This window comes from Paenibacillus vulneris, assembly GCF_039543185.1.
Classification (GTDB): domain Bacteria; phylum Bacillota; class Bacilli; order Paenibacillales; family NBRC-103111; genus Paenibacillus_S; species Paenibacillus_S vulneris.
This window is the reverse complement of sequence record NZ_BAABJG010000014.1, coordinates 76,493-96,296: the sequence shown is the minus strand read 5'-3', so window position 1 is coordinate 96,296 and position 19,804 is coordinate 76,493. Positions and strand designations below refer to the sequence as shown.

Below are 19,804 nucleotides of genomic sequence, written 5' to 3'. Positions count from 1 at the left end.
CCTATCGAATATATATAACTTTAAGTATAGAGATATGGAGAGGAAGGCGACATGGATAAACAAGACTCTTCTTTTGTACGGGGTACGTTCATTCTCACGGCGGCGGCATTCATTACGCGAATACTCGGTTTTTTGAACAGCATCATTTTAGCGCGTTATTTAGGACCGGAAGGTATCGGTTTATTGATGATGGCACATCCGCTTGTCCCAATGATGATCACATTGACCAGTCTTGGGCTGCCTGTCGCCATTTCCAAGCTGGTTGCTGAGGCGGAGGCTCGGGATGATGAGGCGAAGATCAAAAGAATTTTGCAAGTATCGTTAACCTTGACGGTAACGCTAAGTGTGGTACTGACGCTCGGCAGCGTCTTTGGCGCCAAGCCCATCGCTTCCTGGATATTGGCTGATCAACGGGCCTATTATGCGATGCTTGCGATTATTCCGATCACTCCTCTCGTAGCCATATCGTCCGTCCTGAAGGGATATTTTCGCGGCAAACAGAACATGAAGCCGATAGCGATCTCTGATGTAATCGAAAATATCGTCCATATTACCCTGCTGGTAGGGATTATCCAGATGCTGCTGCCTTATGGCATTGAATATGCCGCGGCCGGAGCTGTAATCTGTACCGTGCTTGGCGAGGGCGGGGGATTGATTTACTTAATCATTATGTACTCCCTGCATAAAAAGAAAATCCGCAGGAATCAGCCGGAATCCTCTCATGCCATGCCAAGTAAAAAGGAAACCGTCTATGAGCTGTTACATATCGGGCTTCCTACGACAGGACAGGGCTTTATCCATTCGATTTACAGAGCGATCAAGCCTGCATTAGTTATCAAAAGCCTGGCCGTGGCAGGGGTGGGTACAGCGCTTGCGACCAAGCAGTACGGACTGCTGGCAGGGTATGCTTTTCCGCTGTTGATGTTTCCTACATTCATCATGCATTCCTTATCTGCAGCCCTAATGCCCTCCATTAGTGAAGCTTATGCGACCTATAACCGCAAGCTGATTCATCAGCGGATCGACCAAGCGATTCGTCTTGCCTTCATGATTGGGGCCCCCTGCACCCTGGTACTGTATATGTGGGCGATTCCGTTAACGACGGTTATGTATCATGCCCCGGAAGCAGGGAATCTTCTGAAGCTGTTGGCTCCATTTTTTCTGCTGCATTATTTTGAAGAGCCGTTTCACGCGGTCCTGCTGGGTATCGGTAAAGTGAAGACCGTCATGTGGAACTTCATCATGAGCACCTTGCTTCAAGCGATAGCGATGTATATTTTCGGTTCGGAATGGGGGATTTACGGCGTTGCTACCGGCATCAATTTCGGCATATGCATTATAACCATGCTGAACTTTTTGTCGATATCTACGTTTATCGGCATTTCGCTGGACGTGCGTCATTACCTCAAAACGGCCCTTTGCTTAACGATTATGGCAATTGGGGGCCAAGCGGTTTATGTATTTATGAACCATGCCGGCTATCCGCTTGCGTGGGTCGTTACCGGGTCTATTCTCGCCTCGCTGCTGATGTACTTATTATCCCTTATGGCTACGAATACTTTAAAATTAACGGATCGAAGCGGTTCTGTGAAAGGCTTTTTTACGAAATTGTAGTTCAAATTATCCCCGATTCCTTAGAGGATCGGGGTTTCTTTTTTTGCTGCAAAAACTCAACACGAATAAGCTTTGAAGCCTTGGCCCCACTTAGTGGGGCTATTATATTTTGGATATATTTACAAAATAATCGACGAATGATATTATCGAATTACGTAATATAATAATTACGTAAATGAATAATCCGGAGGCGATTCTTGTGACTCAAGATAACCGAAATCAGTACGATCCCCACATGCTGGTGTGGGCGCTGCTGGACAACAGCATCTCGGAGCATCAGGCTGGATATTGTACAGAAGTCGATATTTATCTGCATAGCGGGACTATGGTTACCCTGTCCGATAACGGAAGAGGGATACCTGTAAGCGATGAGCTTAATGTCCAAACGGTATTGACCGGAAATGCAGGTTCAGACTTAAACTCGACCAGCTTGCCGAACGGTAATACAGGAATTAGCGCCGCCGCCGTCAATGCCTTGTCCCACAGATTATTTGTTGAAATTCGCAGAGAGGGAACCATCTACAGGCAGGATTATATGGATGGTATTCCGCAATCAGGTGTAATCCCTATTGGTTCGACGAAGGAAACGGGAACAAGTGTCACGCTGGAGGTGCAAGCCGACCGGTTCAATCAACCTTTTGACAGGAACCGACTGGAAAATGGGGCTCTTGAATTGACGCAGGGGTATCCCGGTTTAAAGGTGCAAGTTCATTCTTCCAGGAGTTAGTAGATAGGAAGCTGCTTCGGCAGCTTTTTTCATTAATGGGCAGTTGTGATTGGAAATGGAAGGGAATTGGAGGGTGATAAGGAATATGTTATTAGGAGTTTTGATAGAAGGAGGGCGATTATGAAAAAGTCTAACTTTGATTTTATAAAAAACAGGCTACCCTTTTATAATTTTTGAAAGAAACCCAAGGCATACGGGGCAAGCCTCGTCTAGTTGCTGATTGGTCTTCCTGTCCAGAGATAACATCAAAGATCTTCACGTTTTCCAATAACCGACAGCAGTCCGGCAGAGCAGCTTAATGTATGAACGAGTAAAAAAGTATACGTATTGAAATAGAAGCTGTTCGTATACTGATTAAACCAACCATAGCGGTAGATTCTCGATTTCGGATTGTCGGGCGTCCCTCCAAGTGCATGGATGAGCTCCACGACGTTACAGAGGATGCAGCCAAGCAATATGGCAATGACAGTGACCGTAATCGGCAGGATGAATTTGAGACGGAGAGGGGTGGTTTTCCCTATCCTTCTTGCTGATGCAAAGGTAAGAACTAAACTGACTACTAGAAAGGGAAATAGCATCATAATGACGAGCAGTCCAAGGTTTCCGTTGCCGGATATCCGCTCTGGCCGTATCGTAAATAAATGCTCTACCATATAAAATCCGGTAAACGTTATAAGCAAACTGGCGGCACAGAGACGATATATACCTGCCAAAGCTTTCACCCCCGTTTTGTTGTATACTATTCCAATAGTATAAACCTGCCTGCTTATCCAGTGTAACTGGCAGCATGAATTTTTAAAATCGTTTCGGAGGAGGAATAGACAGATGAAGCTTCGCTGTGCGATATTGGATGACTATCAGAACGCGGCTTTGGACCTGGCGGATTGGTCTTCCCTTCAGGATAAAGTGGAATTGACCGTCTTCACGGAGCATATGAGCCATGAGGATGAGGTAGCCGAGGCTATTCGGGACTATGATATTGTCGTGATCATGCGGGAACGTACTCCTTTCCCCAAATCGTTATTTGCCCGGCTCCCCCGGCTGAAGCTGCTCGTGACAACAGGAATGCGAAATGCCTCTATTGATCTGGCGGCCGCCGCCTCCCATGGCGTCGTCGTCTGCGGAACGGCAGGCAAGCCGGAGCCGACAACCGAGCTGACATGGGCCTTGATCTTAGGGCTGGCAAGACATATTCCCCAGGAATATAATGCCCTTCGGACCAATGGCCCGTGGCAGAGCACGATAGGGGCTGATCTGGGCGGCAAGAGACTGGGATTGCTCGGCCTTGGTAAAATCGGGAGCCGAGTGGCTCGCATCGGTCAAGCCTTCGGCATGGAAGTGGCTGCCTGGAGCCAGAATCTGACGCAGGAGCGGGCAGAGGAGTGCGGCGTCCGGCTTGCCGGTTCAAAGGAAGAGCTGCTGGAAACGAGCGATTTTGTTTCTATTCATCTTGTGCTAAGCGACCGTACCAGAGGTCTGATAGGGGCTGAGGAGCTGCGCCGGATGAAACCGACGTCGTATTTGATCAACACGTCCCGTGCGCTCATAGTCGATCAGCAGGCACTTATTGAAGCGCTGCAAAACCACTGGATTGCCGGGGCGGGAGTAGATGTTTACGATATTGAGCCGCTGCCGAAGGATCATATTTTCAGAACGCTTCCCCATATTTTGACAACACCTCACTTAGGGTACGTATCTGAGGAGAATTACCGGATTTTTTATCGCGATGCGGTGGAAGATATCCATGCATTTTTGAACGGCTCGCCTATCCGTACCTTACAATAAGGACAGAAGTCAAGCTTTAGTGGAAAATACTTTTATACGGAGCATAAATTTGATATCGACATGACGGGACGGTCCGATATAATGGCAATATATGCCGGTTCTTCTTTGCCAGACAACATCGAGGTATATACCTATCTTGTGCATTAGATTTTGATGGCAGGATATGCAACCCATACTCTAAGGAAGGTGTAGTCCATCGTGCATTGGAAACGTCAAATGTTGGAGAAGGCCTATCGGATAGCGGAGCCTTTTTGCAGTCATTCGGGAGTTACAGGTGTTGCCTTGGGAGGAAGTATTGGAAGAGGGCAGATGTGGAAGCATTCTGACTTGGAGCTGTGTCTTGTTGTGGAGCAGCGTCTCGAGGAGCTTCAGCATTTTAACTATATGGACTCCATGGGAGTAGAAATCATTCAAATTACCAAAAGCCGGATGAAGGAATTTACGGAGCAGTCCGGTGAACCGGATAGGTCCATACTGGGATTCCCGATTCAAATATACCAATGCAAAATCTTACACGATCCCGAACAGCTTCTGAATGCATTCAAAAAACGGTATGATTCCTATTTATTTCACGAGCATATTACGAAATTTAAAGAGAAAGAAGCCTTGGAACAGGCCGATGCCAAGCTGGACAAGGCTCGGGAACAGGTTGCCCGGGGCAATTACAGAACCGCAGCGGCTCAATTGCGAGTCGGCTTGAATTTTCTGCTGCTAGCCGTTTATTGGCATCATCACATACTTCCGAGGAGCCAGAACCGAACGATATACTTTTTACATAAAAATTCGCAAGTCATAGGGAATACCAAGCTGTACGACGCTTTTATCCAGGTCTTTGGGCTGGAAAAGCCAAGGAAAACGCATAAAGACGCTCTGCAGAATGCTCAGCGGGATATTTTCCAATTATCAGACACGTCCTGGGGCAGCAATACCTCCGCCTTTCTAAAAAACGCAGTGGATGGCAATCTGGAATGGGGGCATCATCAAAGTATTGTGTACGTCTATAAATATTGCGTCCACCGAATGCACGGACATGAGAGCTATCCCGAGGATTTTTACGATCGGCCGGATTTTGCACGACAGTTTCCCGAGCTGTACCATTTCCTGGACATGGATACCATGACTTTGGATGATGTGAAGCAGTGGATCCTGATGTTTGAGGAAGCCAGGGGAGACCTGCAGCCGCACGCTGTATAGAAGAGAAAAAGGCGATTGCTTTACTGACCTTGATTGGTTGAGAGCAAACGCCTTTTTGCTTGTACCGTCTATACCTGACAATGGGAGAGCTCACTGCTTCGGTGTCGTCCATCTAATTATTTTTGTAAAAATCTCCGGAATCGATCTCATCTTATGGGCGTTCTGAATAACATAAGGATAACAAGTTGCATAAAGGAGCATACCCAGTGATTACTTATGTGGTTCAGCAAGGAGATACGTTGTATTTGATTGCCCAGCGGTATGGAGTCACGGTAGATGCATTGATGAAGGCGAACCGGTTAACATCGCCCGCGCTTCAGATAGGGCAGCAGCTATCCATTCCTGTTTCCGGCCCTGTTACTTATGTTGTGAAGGCCCACGATACGCTCCACCGTATTGCCAAAATGTTCAATACAACCGTTGAGGCCATTATGCGGTTAAACTCGCTCACGTCCACAAGCCTGCATGTCGGTCAAACCTTACGAATTCCCATTTATACGGAAGTCATTGTGAGAACAAGTACGGCCGATATACGGGCCCATGCCAGCGCTCAAGCTCCCGTCCTGACACAAATGGTCAGAGGAGCCCGCCTTCCCGTCACCGGAATTATCGGGGAATGGGTGCAGGTTCGTATCTATAACGGACGACTGGGCTGGGTAAGCCGGCACCAGGTTACTATAGTCCCGCATGACGGACGGCGCCCGGTACAGGAGGTATTCGGTTTCTATACCGAAGAGGAGGGGCCGACGCTTCCAAGCTCGCACGAGGTGTTCACCGCCCAAACGGCCCATTTATCCAATGTAGGTATGTTTCATTTCCGAATCAATAGGCAAAATCCTACGGAGATTGAAAAGTTCCCGGCTACCTTCACCGATGAATATATGAAGGGTGTCGTCAGCTTCGGGCACCGTCATAATGTCAAGATGATGCCGACGGTCCACAATTTGCTGTATGAACGCGGAAATCAGAATGTCAATAAAGATGTGATTCGCGGCATGCTGGCTACCCGGGAAAACCGTTCTGCGTTTATATCGAGCATTATCCAGCTGATTCAAACCTACAACTTTGACGGGGTCAATATCGATTTTGAAGACGTCCATTACGAGGACAGGGAGAAGCTGTCCGCCTTTTACCGTGAGCTGGGCGCCGCATTGAAGGAGAGAGGCTACTATTATTCCGTCGATGTGCCTTCAAGAACGTCGGATGAGCCTACCAATCCGTTCTCCGCGCCGTTTAATTATTCCGTCCTCGGTGAAGTGGTCGATGAGCTGGTGCTGATGCTTTATAACGAGCATGGCTGGCCGGGGAGCGGACCTGGCCCTGTCGTTTCCATCGGATGGATGAGAACCGTAGTTAACTATGCGTTAACCAAAATGCCTGCCAGTAAAATCACGGCGGCCGTATCCGTATTTGGCTTCGACTTCAACCTGACGACCAATCGCAATACGTATGCTACTTACCAGATGGCTATGGATTTAGCGAAGAAATACAACAAAGAGGTCATTTTTGACGAAAAGACCCAGACGCCTATGTTCGCTTACACCGACGAGTCGGGCAACCAGCATGAAGTATGGTTCGAGAATGCAGCCAGCATCCAGGCAAAGATGGATCTTGCGAACCAGCTGGGCATTCGCGGTATCGCTCTGTGGAGGCTGGGGATGGAAGACCCGGCTATCTGGACTATGATGAGGGATCACTTCGTGATCCGAAAGAGCGTCACATAACCGCGATCGACATCTTAACGCGAGAAGTGGGAGACCGTCGGAACAAAGAAGGCTGTACCTTCGAGCTTGTCATCTGTCCGAAGGAAGCTGCCTAACAAAAAAAAGCTGTTCTCTTCATCCTGAAGATGAGAGGACAGCTATTTTTGTTCTATGTGGCTGGGAGCTCCGTCTGCTCTGACTTCTTTTTACGAAACAGGAATAAAATAATCGCACAAGGGATCAAGCACAGGAGACCGCAGGCGATGAACGCCCCATCCGCTCCGAACCGGTCGGCCATGTAGCCCGCGAATAGATTGCCTACCGGTGTAGACCCGGCAAAGACCAGGGAGTACACGCTCATGACACGGGCCCTGTATTCGTCCTTGGAATGAATCTGCAATGAAGAGTTGCAGTTGGTCGCGAACAAAATATTACACACGCCCGTACACGCCAGGAACAATCCGGTCAAATAAGGAGAGCTCGTCCATCCGGTAATGCACAGAAAAATTCCGATAAGGATGGAAGCGGCAGCGATCACCTTCATTTTGGGTCCGCTCTTGCTTCGCAGCGATACGGTTAAAGCCCCGATAAGCGAACCGACCCCGAGACAGGACATCAGCATTCCATAGGTTCGTTCCTCCATATGCAGTACGCCTTTTGTGAAGACAGGAATCAGGATGGCAAAATTATACGCGAACGTACCGATAACCGTTACGAGCAGGAGCGTTTGTGCCAGGCGTTTATCTCTCGCTATGTACACCATACCGTCTTTGATTTCCTTGAAAATGCTGACATCCTTTTTCTTCTGGCGAACATAAGGGGTTGTTTTAATACGCAGCAGCCCGTACAGGACGGCGATAAAGCTGAGTCCGTTCAACAAAAAGCACCAGGCAGGTCCAAGCAGGGCCATCATGGCGGCTCCGATAGACGGTCCAAGAATACGCGCCAGATTAAACGTAGTCGAGTTCAATGCGATGGCATTCATCAAATCTTCCTTGCCGACGATTTCAATGTTGAACGATTGTCGGGTCGGCATATCGAAGGTATTGGTCAGACCCAATATAAAAGCGATGATCAGTACATAGCCGTACTGAACCGTATCGGTAAATACCAGAATAGCCAAGATGAAGGCCAAGATCATGGAGACCGTCTGCGTAACAAGAAGAATTTGCTTCTTAGGAAATTTGTCTATGAGGGCACCCGCAAATAAGGAAAAGCAGGTAATAGGCAAAAACTGAATGCTGCCGACCAGCCCCAACAATAACGGCGAGCCGGTTAACGTTAATACAAGCCATGATTGACCTATGTTTTGCATCCAGGTGCCAATTAATGAAATACATTGGCCGAACCAGAAATACCGGTAATTTTGATGCGTCAGGGCATGGAAATGGTTGTTAATGACCCGTTGGCCCATCGCTTTCATGTTCAATTTCGTTCACCTTCCTAGCGTCATAGGCGGACACACGCTCTTTGTTGATCTTTTGGTTCAATCCCCGGTCTCATTAATTCGCGCTGCGTTCGTGCCCATCTTCTCCAAGAGAACCAGCGCCATATGCTTCTCCTCCTCCGTTAAGCCTTGGGATATAAGATTACGCCAGTCGGTTAGGACGGACTTTACTTCGTCTTTGATAAGCATTGCCTTTTCCGTTAAAAAAACCTGATAGGAGCGCTTGTCATCCTCTCTTACTTTTCTCACGACGTAGCCTTGCTCCTCCAGCTTTTTCAAAGCCTTGGCGGTTGTGCCTTTGTCGATCTTAAGATGATTTGAGATTTCCTCCTGACTGAGCCCATCCTCCCGGTACAGCGTGTTCAGAAAAATATGCTGCCCCCGGCCGATATCCAGGTGCTTGAGACGATCACCGATATACATATGGCCATATCGATACAATAGAGAGACCCAGCGGGGAATTGTGCTTTTATGATCCATCAGCGGCAGACTCCTATTCCCGGTTGATAGTTGCATGCGCCACTATTATAACGATTAATAGAATCGTTGTAAATGCAACTTTTTGTATTTGGCGCCGGTGGCGCCTCTGGTTCGGTCATAAGCGGGAGGAGGATCACCTTAAATTTGGGTTCATGTGCTGCCGTAATGCAGAAGACAATCAGCTGCAGTGACCCGGAATAAGCGGACGGACCCTGCCTTCGCGGGCAGGGTTAGTGCCGATAAATGGACAAGCGGGAGTAAAAAATGGAAAATTGTTGTTGCGATTTTACACATTATCCCATAATATATAGCTATTGAGCGAATCAAAAACAGGAAAAGCGACTGTGACCTGACAAGGGAAGGGAGCTTTTTTTGCTGCTCAAAATAAGCTTTTAAGGGGAAATCACGTGGAACCAAATGTAAATCAGAATCAAAATCTCGGTTATCCTGCACCTGGATACCAACAACAAGCGGCGCCGGTTATTTCGGTAAAGGATTGGATGCTGACGATCTTGCTTTTGATCATCCCGGTAGTCAACTTAATTATGCTGTTCGTATGGGCCTTTGGAGGCGGCGCAAATCCTTCCAAGGCTAATTATGCGAAAGCAAGCCTGCTGTGGGCACTTATCGGTATTGCCATATATATTGTTTTCTTCGTTCTCATTTTTGGAGCTTTTTTTGCCAGTGTTAACGGCATGAAGTAACCCATTCCATAATCATAGGTGCAACAAAGCCCTTGCCGTTGCAGGCAGGGGCTTTGTCTTATTTGGCCTTGTTTTCAATTGCGTCCACATGGTAAGCGGCGTAGCTGCGCTCCCCCGTAATTTCTAGACAGTTTAACTGCATTCCATAAGCGCAGCCGCCGTCTATGCCTATTTTGTCTCCTCCGTACCAGATATGAGCTGAATCGTGAAATTGGACAGCTCTTGTATGCCCGAAGACGACTGTTTTTTCCACATTCGTAGGCCTGCTGTAGAACGGATCCCGAATCCACAGGAAATCAAACAAAGGCTGTTCCTTCCAATCCGCGTATTCCGGATTAATCCCTGCATGGGCATAAATATGATGCTCGTCCTCGTAATAATAAGGAAGCTGGCGCAAAAAATGGAGATGATGCCCATAGGTTTGTTGAATAAAATTCCTCACCGGACCCAGTCGGGTCACGTCATAATCTCTGTTCCATAAGCCCGTATCAGAACAGTAACTGATCAGCGTCTGGTGACCACCGTGCTCGAAAAATTTTTGAGCAGCTCGCTCTGAAGCTGTCCCGTCCATGATCTCAAGAAATCGTTGATCGTGGTTCCCGCGAAGCGCTACGGCTTGCCCCGCATGGACCATGCCGATAACTTGTTCGACGACTTGTCTGCTGTTGGGACCGCGGTCGACGAAGTCCCCGAGAAGTATGAGCTGATCCTTCTGCGCATCGTACCCTGCGGTATGCAATAGTAGATTAAACGATTCGTAGCAGCCGTGAATATCGCTAATGACCAGGGTTCTGTTCAAAGAGACCCTCCTCTCCAATATGCGGTGGCTGACATACCGCTGAAGTTAAAATTCCTCTATAAAAATTAACTATAAAGCCAGTTTCTTAAGTTCTCAACCTATTTTTCTTCCTAGTTGATTACAAAAGGGAAGGTGCCTTACAATGAGAAAGAATTTTCTATTATATAGTTCGGGGAGCAACCAGCCATATGCCTATGGAGAAAGACCCTTTTGACCGACATTTCGACAATTTTACCAGCTTGGCGGACTTGATTTGTGAAACGCTGCAATGTCCGATTACGATTGAGAACGCCAATCACCAGCTTATTGCCTACAGCTCGCATAGTCCGCAAACCGATCAGGCCAGGATCGCGACGATTGTCGGGAGACGGGTGCCTGAGCAGGTCATCAGCGCACTCTGGAGAAATGGCGTCATTCAGAAGCTGATGGAGTGTGAGGACCCGGTAAGGGTTGAGGCTGTGCATGACGTTGGACTTGGGGGGCGAATAGCGATTGCGATCCGCAAGCATAATGAGGTTCTAGGTTACATCTGGGTGATGGAAGAGAACGAACGGCTCGGCCCCCAGGAATTGGCTTTATTAAAACGTGCGGCGCAGGCCTCAAGACATTTGATGCAGCAGCTTCAGATTCAAAAGCGGAAGGAAGAGGAAGGCCAGCAAAATTTATTCTGGCAGCTGCTGACAGGCCATCTTAAATCGGCACTGGCCATTAAGGAGCAGGCCAAGCTGTTTCATATTTCACTTCCGGCCTCATTTCAAGTGACGGTGTTTCAGTTTGAACAGGAAATTACAGAGTCCATGCTTCAGCGGATTCAATACATGATAACCACCACCCAATCGGTCAGGATCGTGCTTCATGTTGTTGACGGTGTCCAGCTTGTTCTGCTCACATCCCGAAGGGACTTCCGTGGAGCATCTGATCCCGATAAGACGATGATAGGCTTTATCGATGAATTTATGAGGCAGATGAGGGAACGATTCGGCATTGCCCCCATCGACGGTGCCTGTGGCGGCGAGTATGAGGATTATACCATGGTGGAGAAAGCGTGGCAGGAGGCGGTACAGGTATTGGAGCTGAAGAGGCGTTTTCCGGACGCGCTCCGAGAAGTTCATCAGCATCGTGACCTCGGCTTTTACCGGTATATTCCAGTGATGATTCATCCCGACGGCACACCTCTATATACTAATAGCAGTCTTCTGAAGCTGCAGGAATATGACCGCGAGCATAACAGCTGCCTGCTTGAAACGCTGGAGGTATTTCTCCATCACGATAGCAGCCTGAAGGATACGGCCGACGCGCTTCATATCCATATCAACACGTTGAACTATAGATTAAAGCGCATCACGGAAATCGGCGGCATGGATATGAAGAACATGGATCACAAGGTGTCCTTGTATCTGGATCTCCGGCTGATGAAGCTTTCGAAGTAACGATTTGTTGGATGAATACAAAAGGAAGGGCCAAAATTCTCATTTTTATACAAAGCCAAAGCTTGTTAAGCCTTTTATAATCCTCATTAGAAACACATTTGGGGAGGACTTAACATGAAAATCGGCGTTCCAAAGGAAATCAAAAACAATGAGAATCGCGTTGCCATAACCCCTGCAGGTGCTGCGGAGCTGGTCGGCAGCGGCCATGAGGTTTGGATAGAGAAAGGGGCCGGAATTGGAAGCGGTATCTCCGACGAGGCTTATAAGGCGGCTGGAGCCAGATTGTTGGATCAGGCGGAGGACGTGTGGGCTGCGGACATGGTATTGAAGGTCAAAGAGCCTCTGCCCGGTGAATACCGGTATTTCCGTCCGGACCTGACGTTGTTTACTTACCTGCATTTGGCTGCAGTGCCGGATCTGGCCCGAGAGCTCGTCGCTAAAGGGGTAACCGCGGTCGCTTATGAAACCGTTCAGGCAGGGAGAACGCTTCCTTTGCTGGTGCCGATGAGCGAAATCGCAGGCAGGATGTCGGCACAAATCGGAGCGCAATTTTTGGAAAAGCCTCATGGCGGCAAAGGGCTCCTGCTAAGCGGAGTGCCCGGAGTCAAGAAGGGCAAAGTCACGGTCGTCGGCGGGGGCGTGGCAGGCATTCATGCGGTACAAATCGCTGTCGGTTTAGGAGCGGACGTTACGGTTATCGACTTGAATGCGGAGCGTCTCCGGTATTTGGACGATATCTTCGGTCCGCGAATTCAGACCTTAATGTCTAACCCGGCCAATATTGCCGAAGCGGTGGAGCAATCCGATCTGGTTATCGGTGCGGTACTGATCCCGGGAGCCAAGGCGCCCAAGCTTATCACGGAACAGATGGTGAAATCGATGGGGCAGGGCTCGGTCATTGTCGATATAGCGATCGACCAAGGCGGAATCGTCGAAACGGCCGACCGGACGACGACGCATGACGATCCTGTATACATCAAGCACGGTGTGCTGCATTATGCCGTTGCCAATATGCCGGGCGCCGTACCGAGAACCTCCACGTTTGCCCTGACAAACGTAACGCTTCCTTATGTGCTGCAAATGGCCAATCACGGCGTCAAGCAGGCGATTCTCGATAATGCGGCGCTTGGGGGCGGAGTCAACGTGATGGGAGGCTGCGTCACGCATCGGACTGTTGCCAGTGACCTGCAATACGACTACGTTCCCGTAGAAAGCGCGGTTTAGTCAGAACGCGGGCTGCTGAACTAATGAGGGGGAACACGGCTGCATGTATAGCTACCGGGATACTAGGGCTGAAGTATCGCTCGATGCGATAGCCTTCAATACAGCTTGGTTTAAGCAAAAGATAGGTGATTCGTGCCGAATGATGGCCGTTGTCAAGGCGGATGCATACGGGCACGGTGCGGTAGAAACAGCCAAAGCGGCTGTTGCCGCAGGGGCCGATTATTTGGGGGTTGCCATCGTTGACGAAGCGCTGCAGCTTCGGAAGGCTGGAATCGAATGCCCGATTCTCGTTCTGGGCTACACGGCGCCCCGTGCCGTGCAAGCGGCGATTCGCCACCGTATTGCGCTGACCGTCTTCACGAACGAGGTATTGGACTGTGTGATGGACTGTTCGTACCGGCTGCAGCAGCCGGCAGTCCTTCATATCAAGATAGATACGGGCATGTCCCGTCTTGGTATAACCGAAGAGGACGAGGTGCTGGCCTTTGTCAGGAAAGCAGGCCGAAGTCCTTATATCCGGGTGGAAGGGATATTCACCCATTTTGCCCAAGCGGATCATGACGATACGTCGTATACATGGAGGCAGTATGAAGCTTTTGATGCCATCCTGGGCCGGTTGAAGCAGGAAGGGCTGTCCATTCCAATAGCGCATTGCTGCAACAGTGCGGCGGCACAGCGATTCCCTTCCATGCACATGGATATGGTTCGCATAGGTATCAGCTTGTATGGATTGATCCCATCACCGGGCATGAAGGGGGCGGCTGTCGGACTCCGGCAGGCATTTCAATTAAAATCCTCGGTCGCCTCCTTAAAACAAATCCCCGCCGGCCAGCCGATCAGCTACGGAGGCACCTTCCGTCCGGAGCGGGAGAGCATGATTGCCGTAATTCCGATCGGATATGCCGACGGATTATCCCGTGCTTTATCCAATCGGGGTTCCGTCTTGATCCACGGGCATAGGGCTCCTATCGTTGGCACGATCTGCATGGACCAAACCATGCTTGATGTAACGGACATGGAGGATGTTCGGGTCGGAGACGAGGTGATCCTCTACGGAGGGACAGAAGGGAGCTGCGGCATATCGATGGATGAAGCGGCGGCACTGCAGCAAACCATTAACTACGAGATCGTATGTACCGTCGGCAGGAGAGTTCCCCGCTTGTATCTGCGTGACGGACAAGTTATCGGCTACTCCAGCACGTTATTAGATGCTGCATTCTGATGAGCAGGGAGGGAGAAGGGTGAGACAGCAGCTTTTGGAACGCAAGCTGACGGAGCATTTTGAAGCTTATGCTTTGGAGAGGCAGTTCAGCGGAACGATTTTGGCAGCAGAAGAGGGGCATATTTGCTTTCATAGATCCTATGGCCTTGCCAATTGCGAGCATCAGGTTCCGAATACCGGCGAGACCAAATTCCAGATCGCTTCGATTACGAAGCCAATCACGGCTATGGCTGCGCTTATGCTGGAAGAGCGGGGGGTTATCGATATTCGAGGGAGGATTGGCGATTACCTCCCGGTAGCAGACGGGCTCGATTCCTGCATTACGATCCATCAACTGCTTACGCACACATCGGGCATTCGCGATTTTGAGAAGCTGCCCGGGTTTGCAGGCGGGCTGGAAAGAACGCTATACGAAGGTCTGGATATCCTGCAATTGATTCAGCATGACCCGCAGCCATCAGTGCCGGGCACGAAGTGGGAATATTGCAATACGGGCTACAATTTGCTGGGCGTTCTGATTGAGACGGTAACCGGCATGAGCTATGCGGAATTTGTGACGCAGAACATCCTTGCTCCTCTTGGCATGGATACTACCGGCTTCGGAAGCTCGGATAGCATTGTGCACGGACTGGCACAGGGCTATTCGTTGAACGAAAAAGGGGAGCAAGTCAAAGCCCGTTACTTTGAGCTAGGTAACTTCTTGGCTTCGGGCCATATGGTTTCGACTGCGGAGGACCTGCTGAAATGGGACCGGGCGCTCTATCCCGGACATCTGGTTTCGGAGGAGCTGCTCCGCAAGATGTTCGCTCCCCATGCCTATATAGACGAGATCCGCCACTACGGCTACGGATGGTCCATATACCATGGAAGCCGTGGACATGGAGGCTGGCTGCCCGGTTATTGGTGCAAATTCAGGCAGTTTCCGGAACGTAAGCAGGTCCTCATCATGCTGTCCAACCACGATTACACGAAAGAAGACGGAATCATCGACCGAACGGAAGCTATTTTTAAGGAATGTCTTTGAAGTTATTGTAAAAAACCGTTGACAAATAAGGAAAGCGGTTTTATAATTCAATTCAATGCATTGATATACGGTAGGTTCGAGTAGATGGAGAAACCCTTATCCGTAATCATGCCCTTCTTGTTGGAGGGTGTGTTTACTGTTGATAGGGGTTTTTTGTTATTGTTTGAATGATTCGAATCGTATTTCCGCGCGGATACCGGACAAAGATTTATTTACCTTTTATAAAAGCGAGGAAGAGGATATGAGAGGTTACATATTTGATCTGGATGGTACCGTTTATTTAGGGGACAAAATGATTGAGGGCGCTGCTGAAACGATTCGAACGTTGAGAGAACGGGGGGATAAGGTCGTCTTTTTATCTAACAAACCGATCGCCACACGGCAGTCTTATTCAGAAAAGCTGACGAAAATGGGCATTCCGACCCGTGTCGAGGATGTCCTGAATTCCTCCCTGATAGTCGCTCGCTACTTGCAAAAAAAGCTGCAGCCTGGCGAGAAAGTGTATGTCATTGGTGAGCAGCCCATTCATGATGAGCTGCATGAGCATGGCATACCAATCACCGGGGACAGCGTGAGACCTGATTATGTCGTGTTATCCTGGGACCGCCAGTTCACTTACGACAAGCTGAACCTTGTCTATCAAGCCGCAGTAAGCGGTTCCAAAATCATTGCATCAAACCCGGATGCGACCTGTCCGCTGGATAACGGCCAAATTCCCGATACGGGCACCTTTATCGCAGCGTTGGAGGCAGCGACGGGCCGATCGATCGACCTGGTGGTAGGAAAGCCTTCGCTCATTGCGGCAGAAGCGGCTGTGGAGCACCTGGGATTGAAGTATGAGGACTGCTTCATGATCGGGGATCGGTTGGAAACGGATATCAAGATGGGCAACGATGCAGGGATGGCATCGGTTCTGGTGTTAACCGGCGTTGCAACGGCGGAGATGGCCGCAGCCTCAGAGTTTAAGCCTAGACATGTTATCCCGAGCATCAAAGAAATCGTCCGCCTCTAGAGGAATCATGGTATAATGGTTCTACTTGCAGAAAGGGGGAGACGAATGTATCCGATCGTCGATTTGGTCGAGCATCAAACTATCGCGGCCGTGCAGAGAGAAGAAGACCTGGAGCTTGCCCTGCAAAGCGAAGCCAACATTATTTTTTTATTGACGGGCTCCATCTTCAACATCAAAGAATTGGTAGATAAAGTGAAAGCGTCGGGTAAGCACGTATTTCCTCACATGGAGTTTATTGACGGCATATCCCCTGATAAAAGCGGGGTTACTTATATGGCGCTGAATATCAAACCGACGGGTATCATTTCTACCAAAAGCAACTTGATTCGAGTGGCCAAAGACTTACACCTGATGGCCATCCAGCGTATTTTTCTTATAGACCGCAGCGCAGTGACAAGAGGCATTAAAGCCGTTGAGCAAAGTCAGCCCGATGCGATAGAGGTGATGCCGGGCATTATGCCCCGCATCATCCGAGAGATGACGAATATGACACCGCTGCCGATCATTGCCGGAGGGTTGGTCGGCAATCAAGAGGAGATTGATGAAGCGTTAAGAGCGGGCGCATTAGCGGTGTCAGCCGGTACATCGAGCTTGTGGTAACAACTGAATACACAATAGCAGATTCAAAGCGGGATGAGACTAAGGAGAAACCTCTTTGAAAAAGTGCGGCCGGGACTTGTCGGTTGTTCTTTTTCATGGAGGTTTTTTCTATTCCCGAATCTGAACTTTCTGGAGGTGAATACGATGAACCGTCACGGAGCTTTTTCATCAGCAAGCAGAACGGCCAGACTGCATTCGATGGCGGAAAGCGAGCTCGATTTACTTGTTATCGGCGGCGGGATTACAGGAGCAGGTATAGCCTTGGATGCCATCACCCGAGGGTTCAAAGTAGGTGTAATTGAGAAGAATGATTTTGGTTCGGGTACGAGCAGCCGATCGACGAAGCTGATCCACGGGGGGCTGCGATATTTGAAGCAGGGAGATTTCAAGCTGGTACGGGAGGTGGGCCGCGAACGGGCGATCCTATACAGAAACGCGCCTCATCTTGTCATTCCGGCCCCTATGCTTCTGCCGGTGTATAAGGGAGGCACCTACGGCTATCTGGCTTCCTCCATAGGCCTATACCTTTATGATTGGCTTGCCGGCGTCGCCCGCAAGGAGCGCAGGAAGATGCTCGGCCGCAGAGAAGTGATGGAGATAGAACCCTTGCTGAAGAAGGAAGGGCTGAAGGGCGGGGGCTTATACTTTGAGTACCGTACGGATGATGCGCGTTTAACGCTGGATATCATGAAAACGGCTTCACAAAGAGGGGCTCTAGCCGTCAATTATGCCGAAGCAAAGAAGATAATTTACGAGAACGGGCGAGCAGCCGGTGTTGAGGTTCATGACAGCATCAGCGGAAGAAGGATGGTGATCCGTGCGAAGCACATCGTCAATGCAGCCGGACCATGGGCTGATCAAGTCAGGGATTTGGACGGCTCGCTCAAGGGCAAACGGTTGTTTTTGACAAAAGGGGTACACCTGGTCGTCGATTACCATAGATTGCCGGTGCATCAATCCGCCTACTTCGATACGCCGGACGGCAGAATGGTCTTCGTCATTCCCCGTGGGGATATCACCTATATCGGCACGACGGATACGGCATACTCCGATTCCATCGATCAGCCGAGAACGACGCAGGAGGACAGGGAGTACCTTCTCCGTGCCGTCAATGCGATGTTTCCAGCAGTTAAGCTCACCCGGCAGGATGTGAAATCTCACTGGGCGGGACTTCGGCCTCTCATCTATGAAGAGGGTAAAGGTCCTTCCGAGCTGTCGAGAAAAGACGAAGTATTTATCTCCGAGAGCAGGCTGATAACGATTGCCGGAGGGAAGCTGACCGGGTTCCGTAAAATGGCGGAGAAGGTGGTCGACCTGGTAGCCGAATTTCTGGGCAAGGAAACCGGCAAAGTCTACCCGGGCTGCACAACCGATCAAATCGTGATTACCGGCGGCGAGACGAAGGAAGGCTTCACCTTTGCCGAATGGAAGCAAGAGATGCTGAAAACAGGCGTTGCCCTCGGGGTCAGCACGGCCGTCATGCAGGAGTGGATCGATACCTATGGCTCCAATGCATTGAACATTCTCAATTATTTGCCGGATGCCCGGAAGCATCATGTACCGGATAACCTGCAGTGGCTCTTTGCGCAGCTCCGCTACTCCGTAGAGGAGGAAATGACGGTCACCGCTTCCGACTTTCTAAGGCTTCGTTCAGGATGGTCCTACTTTCAGCTGGCCAAGGCGGAGAAATACCGAAATATCGTCGAGAAGATGCTAGGCGATCTATTAGGTCTTGATACACATCAAAAGGATATGCAGCTGGAGCAGCTGAATCAGCTGTTTCATCATATCCACGAGCTTCCGGCAAGCGATACCAGGCTGCAGAAAGCTTCATCGTAAAGGGGGAGTCGAAATATGAACAGTATATGGCACATTTCTCAATTCGACCTGACCCTGCGCATCTTGACTGCGGCTGCGATGGGAGGACTGATAGGCTTTGAACGGGAATGGAGCAACCATGCCGCAGGGCTTCGCACCCATATTCTCGTGTGTGTCGGAGCTGCCGCCATCATGCTGCTGTCCATCTACGGCTTCGGGGAATTTGCCGTAGAGCCCAACGTAAGAATGGACCCTGCTCGTTTGGCGGCTCAGGTTATCAGCGGGATCGGGTTTCTGGGTGCGGGGGCCATTATCAGAACGGGCTCGACCATATCCGGTTTGACCACAGCTGCTTCAATCTGGGTCGTGGCCGCAATCGGACTTTGCGTAGGGGCAGGCTTTTATTATTGCGCGGCTCTGGCAACCGTTCTAGTCTTCCTCAGCCTGTTCGCCTTGAACAAATGGGAACGGTATCTAATGCGCAACCGGAGGCATCAGGAGGTGGTCATCAAAGTGTATGACCGTCCGGGCGTGATGGGCAAGATCTCCACTGTCTTTGGCGAACAGGGGATCCAGATCGTTACGGTGAAAATGAAGTCGGAGGAGCCTCATCATAGCCCCGATGGAGATGTCCCTGTTATGGAGCTGAAGTTCAACGTAAAAACAACTCACTCCGAAAAGCTGATGCGGGCGATTCAGACCATAACGGCCTTAAGCGCCGAAGAGATCATTTCCCTGGAGGCTTCCCCGTGGAAGCTGCCGGGTAATTTGGAGCCGGGCAGAGCTCCTACCGTATAAATCAAGCTTGCGAGAATACTCTTGTATGTCTAGCGGAATAGTGGTATCATTAATAATTTATTAACATATCAAAGGATTGACAATCCGTTATACCCTATGGCATACTTTTCAACGTAAGAGGTATTACACAGTACAACACATCATACTAACTTGGATGCGGAGATCATGAGATAATCCAAGGGACAATCTTCTTGCCTGTGCTTATTGCGCGGCATGTGTCTCT

General features: G+C 49.7%; 18 protein-coding genes. 14 read left to right on the top strand and 4 right to left on the bottom strand.

Annotated elements, in window-relative coordinates; genetic code table 11:
- Positions 1 to 51 precede the first annotated feature (51 nt).
- Positions 52 to 1,614, top strand: coding sequence for a stage V sporulation protein B (gene spoVB, locus ABEA66_RS12675; protein ID WP_345587804.1), 1,563 nt, complete (start codon positions 52 to 54; stop codon positions 1,612 to 1,614).
- A 199-nt stretch (positions 1,615 to 1,813) separates the two neighbouring features.
- Positions 1,814 to 2,341 (top strand): ATP-binding protein, encoded by a 528-nt coding sequence (locus ABEA66_RS12670; RefSeq protein ID WP_345587803.1) that lies wholly within the window; start codon positions 1,814 to 1,816, stop codon positions 2,339 to 2,341.
- A gap of 245 nt (positions 2,342 to 2,586) precedes the next feature.
- Here ABEA66_RS12670 and ABEA66_RS12665 read toward each other — a convergent pair whose 3' ends face one another.
- The gene (locus ABEA66_RS12665) at positions 2,587 to 3,054 is read right to left on the bottom strand and encodes a hypothetical protein (protein WP_345587802.1); all 468 of its coding nucleotides are present in this window, start codon (positions 3,052 to 3,054) and stop codon (positions 2,587 to 2,589) included.
- A 112-nt stretch (positions 3,055 to 3,166) separates the two neighbouring features.
- Between ABEA66_RS12665 and ABEA66_RS12660 the strand changes: the two genes are divergently transcribed.
- The 3 genes from ABEA66_RS12660 to ABEA66_RS12650 all read left to right on the top strand — a co-directional run bounded on the left by ABEA66_RS12660 (position 3,167) and on the right by ABEA66_RS12650 (position 7,044).
- On the top strand, positions 3,167 to 4,126 hold the full coding sequence (locus ABEA66_RS12660) for a D-2-hydroxyacid dehydrogenase family protein (RefSeq protein WP_345587801.1): 960 nt from the start codon (positions 3,167 to 3,169) through the stop codon (positions 4,124 to 4,126).
- Positions 4,127 to 4,324: 198 nt separating this feature from the next.
- Complete coding sequence (locus tag ABEA66_RS12655; RefSeq protein WP_345587800.1) at positions 4,325 to 5,320, top strand: nucleotidyltransferase family protein; 996 nt, start codon at positions 4,325 to 4,327, stop codon at positions 5,318 to 5,320.
- 206 nt (positions 5,321 to 5,526) lie between these two features.
- On the top strand, positions 5,527 to 7,044 hold the full coding sequence (locus ABEA66_RS12650; RefSeq protein ID WP_144027859.1) for a LysM peptidoglycan-binding domain-containing protein: 1,518 nt from the start codon (positions 5,527 to 5,529) through the stop codon (positions 7,042 to 7,044).
- Positions 7,045 to 7,192: 148 nt separating this feature from the next.
- Here ABEA66_RS12650 and ABEA66_RS12645 read toward each other — a convergent pair whose 3' ends face one another.
- Positions 7,193 to 8,446 carry an MFS transporter gene (locus tag ABEA66_RS12645; RefSeq protein WP_345587973.1) on the bottom strand — a complete coding sequence of 418 codons (1,254 nt, stop codon included), beginning with the start codon at positions 8,444 to 8,446 and terminating at the stop codon, positions 7,193 to 7,195.
- 63 nt (positions 8,447 to 8,509) lie between these two features.
- Complete coding sequence (locus ABEA66_RS12640) at positions 8,510 to 8,950, bottom strand: MarR family winged helix-turn-helix transcriptional regulator (protein WP_079910857.1); 441 nt, start codon at positions 8,948 to 8,950, stop codon at positions 8,510 to 8,512.
- A gap of 407 nt (positions 8,951 to 9,357) precedes the next feature.
- Here ABEA66_RS12640 and ABEA66_RS12635 point away from each other — a divergent pair, with 407 nt between their 5' ends.
- Positions 9,358 to 9,654 (top strand): hypothetical protein, encoded by a 297-nt coding sequence (locus ABEA66_RS12635; RefSeq protein ID WP_079910856.1) that lies wholly within the window; start codon positions 9,358 to 9,360, stop codon positions 9,652 to 9,654.
- A gap of 58 nt (positions 9,655 to 9,712) precedes the next feature.
- Here the strand turns inward: ABEA66_RS12635 and ABEA66_RS12630 are convergent, their stop codons facing one another.
- Positions 9,713 to 10,453, bottom strand: a complete 741-nt coding sequence (locus ABEA66_RS12630) for a metallophosphoesterase family protein (RefSeq protein ID WP_345587799.1) — start codon at positions 10,451 to 10,453, stop codon at positions 9,713 to 9,715.
- Positions 10,454 to 10,641: 188 nt separating this feature from the next.
- Here ABEA66_RS12630 and ABEA66_RS12625 point away from each other — a divergent pair, with 188 nt between their 5' ends.
- From ABEA66_RS12625 to ABEA66_RS12590, 8 genes are all read left to right on the top strand, one after another.
- Positions 10,642 to 11,883 (top strand): PucR family transcriptional regulator, encoded by a 1,242-nt coding sequence (locus ABEA66_RS12625; protein WP_345587798.1) that lies wholly within the window; start codon positions 10,642 to 10,644, stop codon positions 11,881 to 11,883.
- Positions 11,884 to 11,997: 114 nt separating this feature from the next.
- Positions 11,998 to 13,107, top strand: a complete 1,110-nt coding sequence (gene ald / locus ABEA66_RS12620; protein WP_345587797.1) for an alanine dehydrogenase — start codon at positions 11,998 to 12,000, stop codon at positions 13,105 to 13,107.
- Between the two features lie 43 nt (positions 13,108 to 13,150).
- A complete protein-coding gene (alr, locus tag ABEA66_RS12615; RefSeq protein WP_345587796.1) occupies positions 13,151 to 14,329 on the top strand; it encodes an alanine racemase in 1,179 nt (392 codons plus the stop codon).
- Positions 14,330 to 14,348: 19 nt separating this feature from the next.
- Positions 14,349 to 15,353 (top strand): serine hydrolase domain-containing protein, encoded by a 1,005-nt coding sequence (locus ABEA66_RS12610; RefSeq protein WP_345587795.1) that lies wholly within the window; start codon positions 14,349 to 14,351, stop codon positions 15,351 to 15,353.
- A 241-nt stretch (positions 15,354 to 15,594) separates the two neighbouring features.
- On the top strand, positions 15,595 to 16,365 hold the full coding sequence (locus tag ABEA66_RS12605; RefSeq protein ID WP_079911054.1) for an HAD-IIA family hydrolase: 771 nt from the start codon (positions 15,595 to 15,597) through the stop codon (positions 16,363 to 16,365).
- A 45-nt stretch (positions 16,366 to 16,410) separates the two neighbouring features.
- Positions 16,411 to 16,965, top strand: a complete 555-nt coding sequence (locus tag ABEA66_RS12600; protein ID WP_079910850.1) for a glycerol-3-phosphate responsive antiterminator — start codon at positions 16,411 to 16,413, stop codon at positions 16,963 to 16,965.
- Positions 16,966 to 17,109: 144 nt separating this feature from the next.
- On the top strand, positions 17,110 to 18,804 hold the full coding sequence (locus tag ABEA66_RS12595) for a glycerol-3-phosphate dehydrogenase/oxidase (protein ID WP_345587794.1): 1,695 nt from the start codon (positions 17,110 to 17,112) through the stop codon (positions 18,802 to 18,804).
- Between the two features lie 15 nt (positions 18,805 to 18,819).
- Positions 18,820 to 19,581, top strand: coding sequence for an MgtC/SapB family protein (locus ABEA66_RS12590; protein WP_079910848.1), 762 nt, complete (start codon positions 18,820 to 18,822; stop codon positions 19,579 to 19,581).
- Positions 19,582 to 19,804 lie beyond the last annotated feature (223 nt).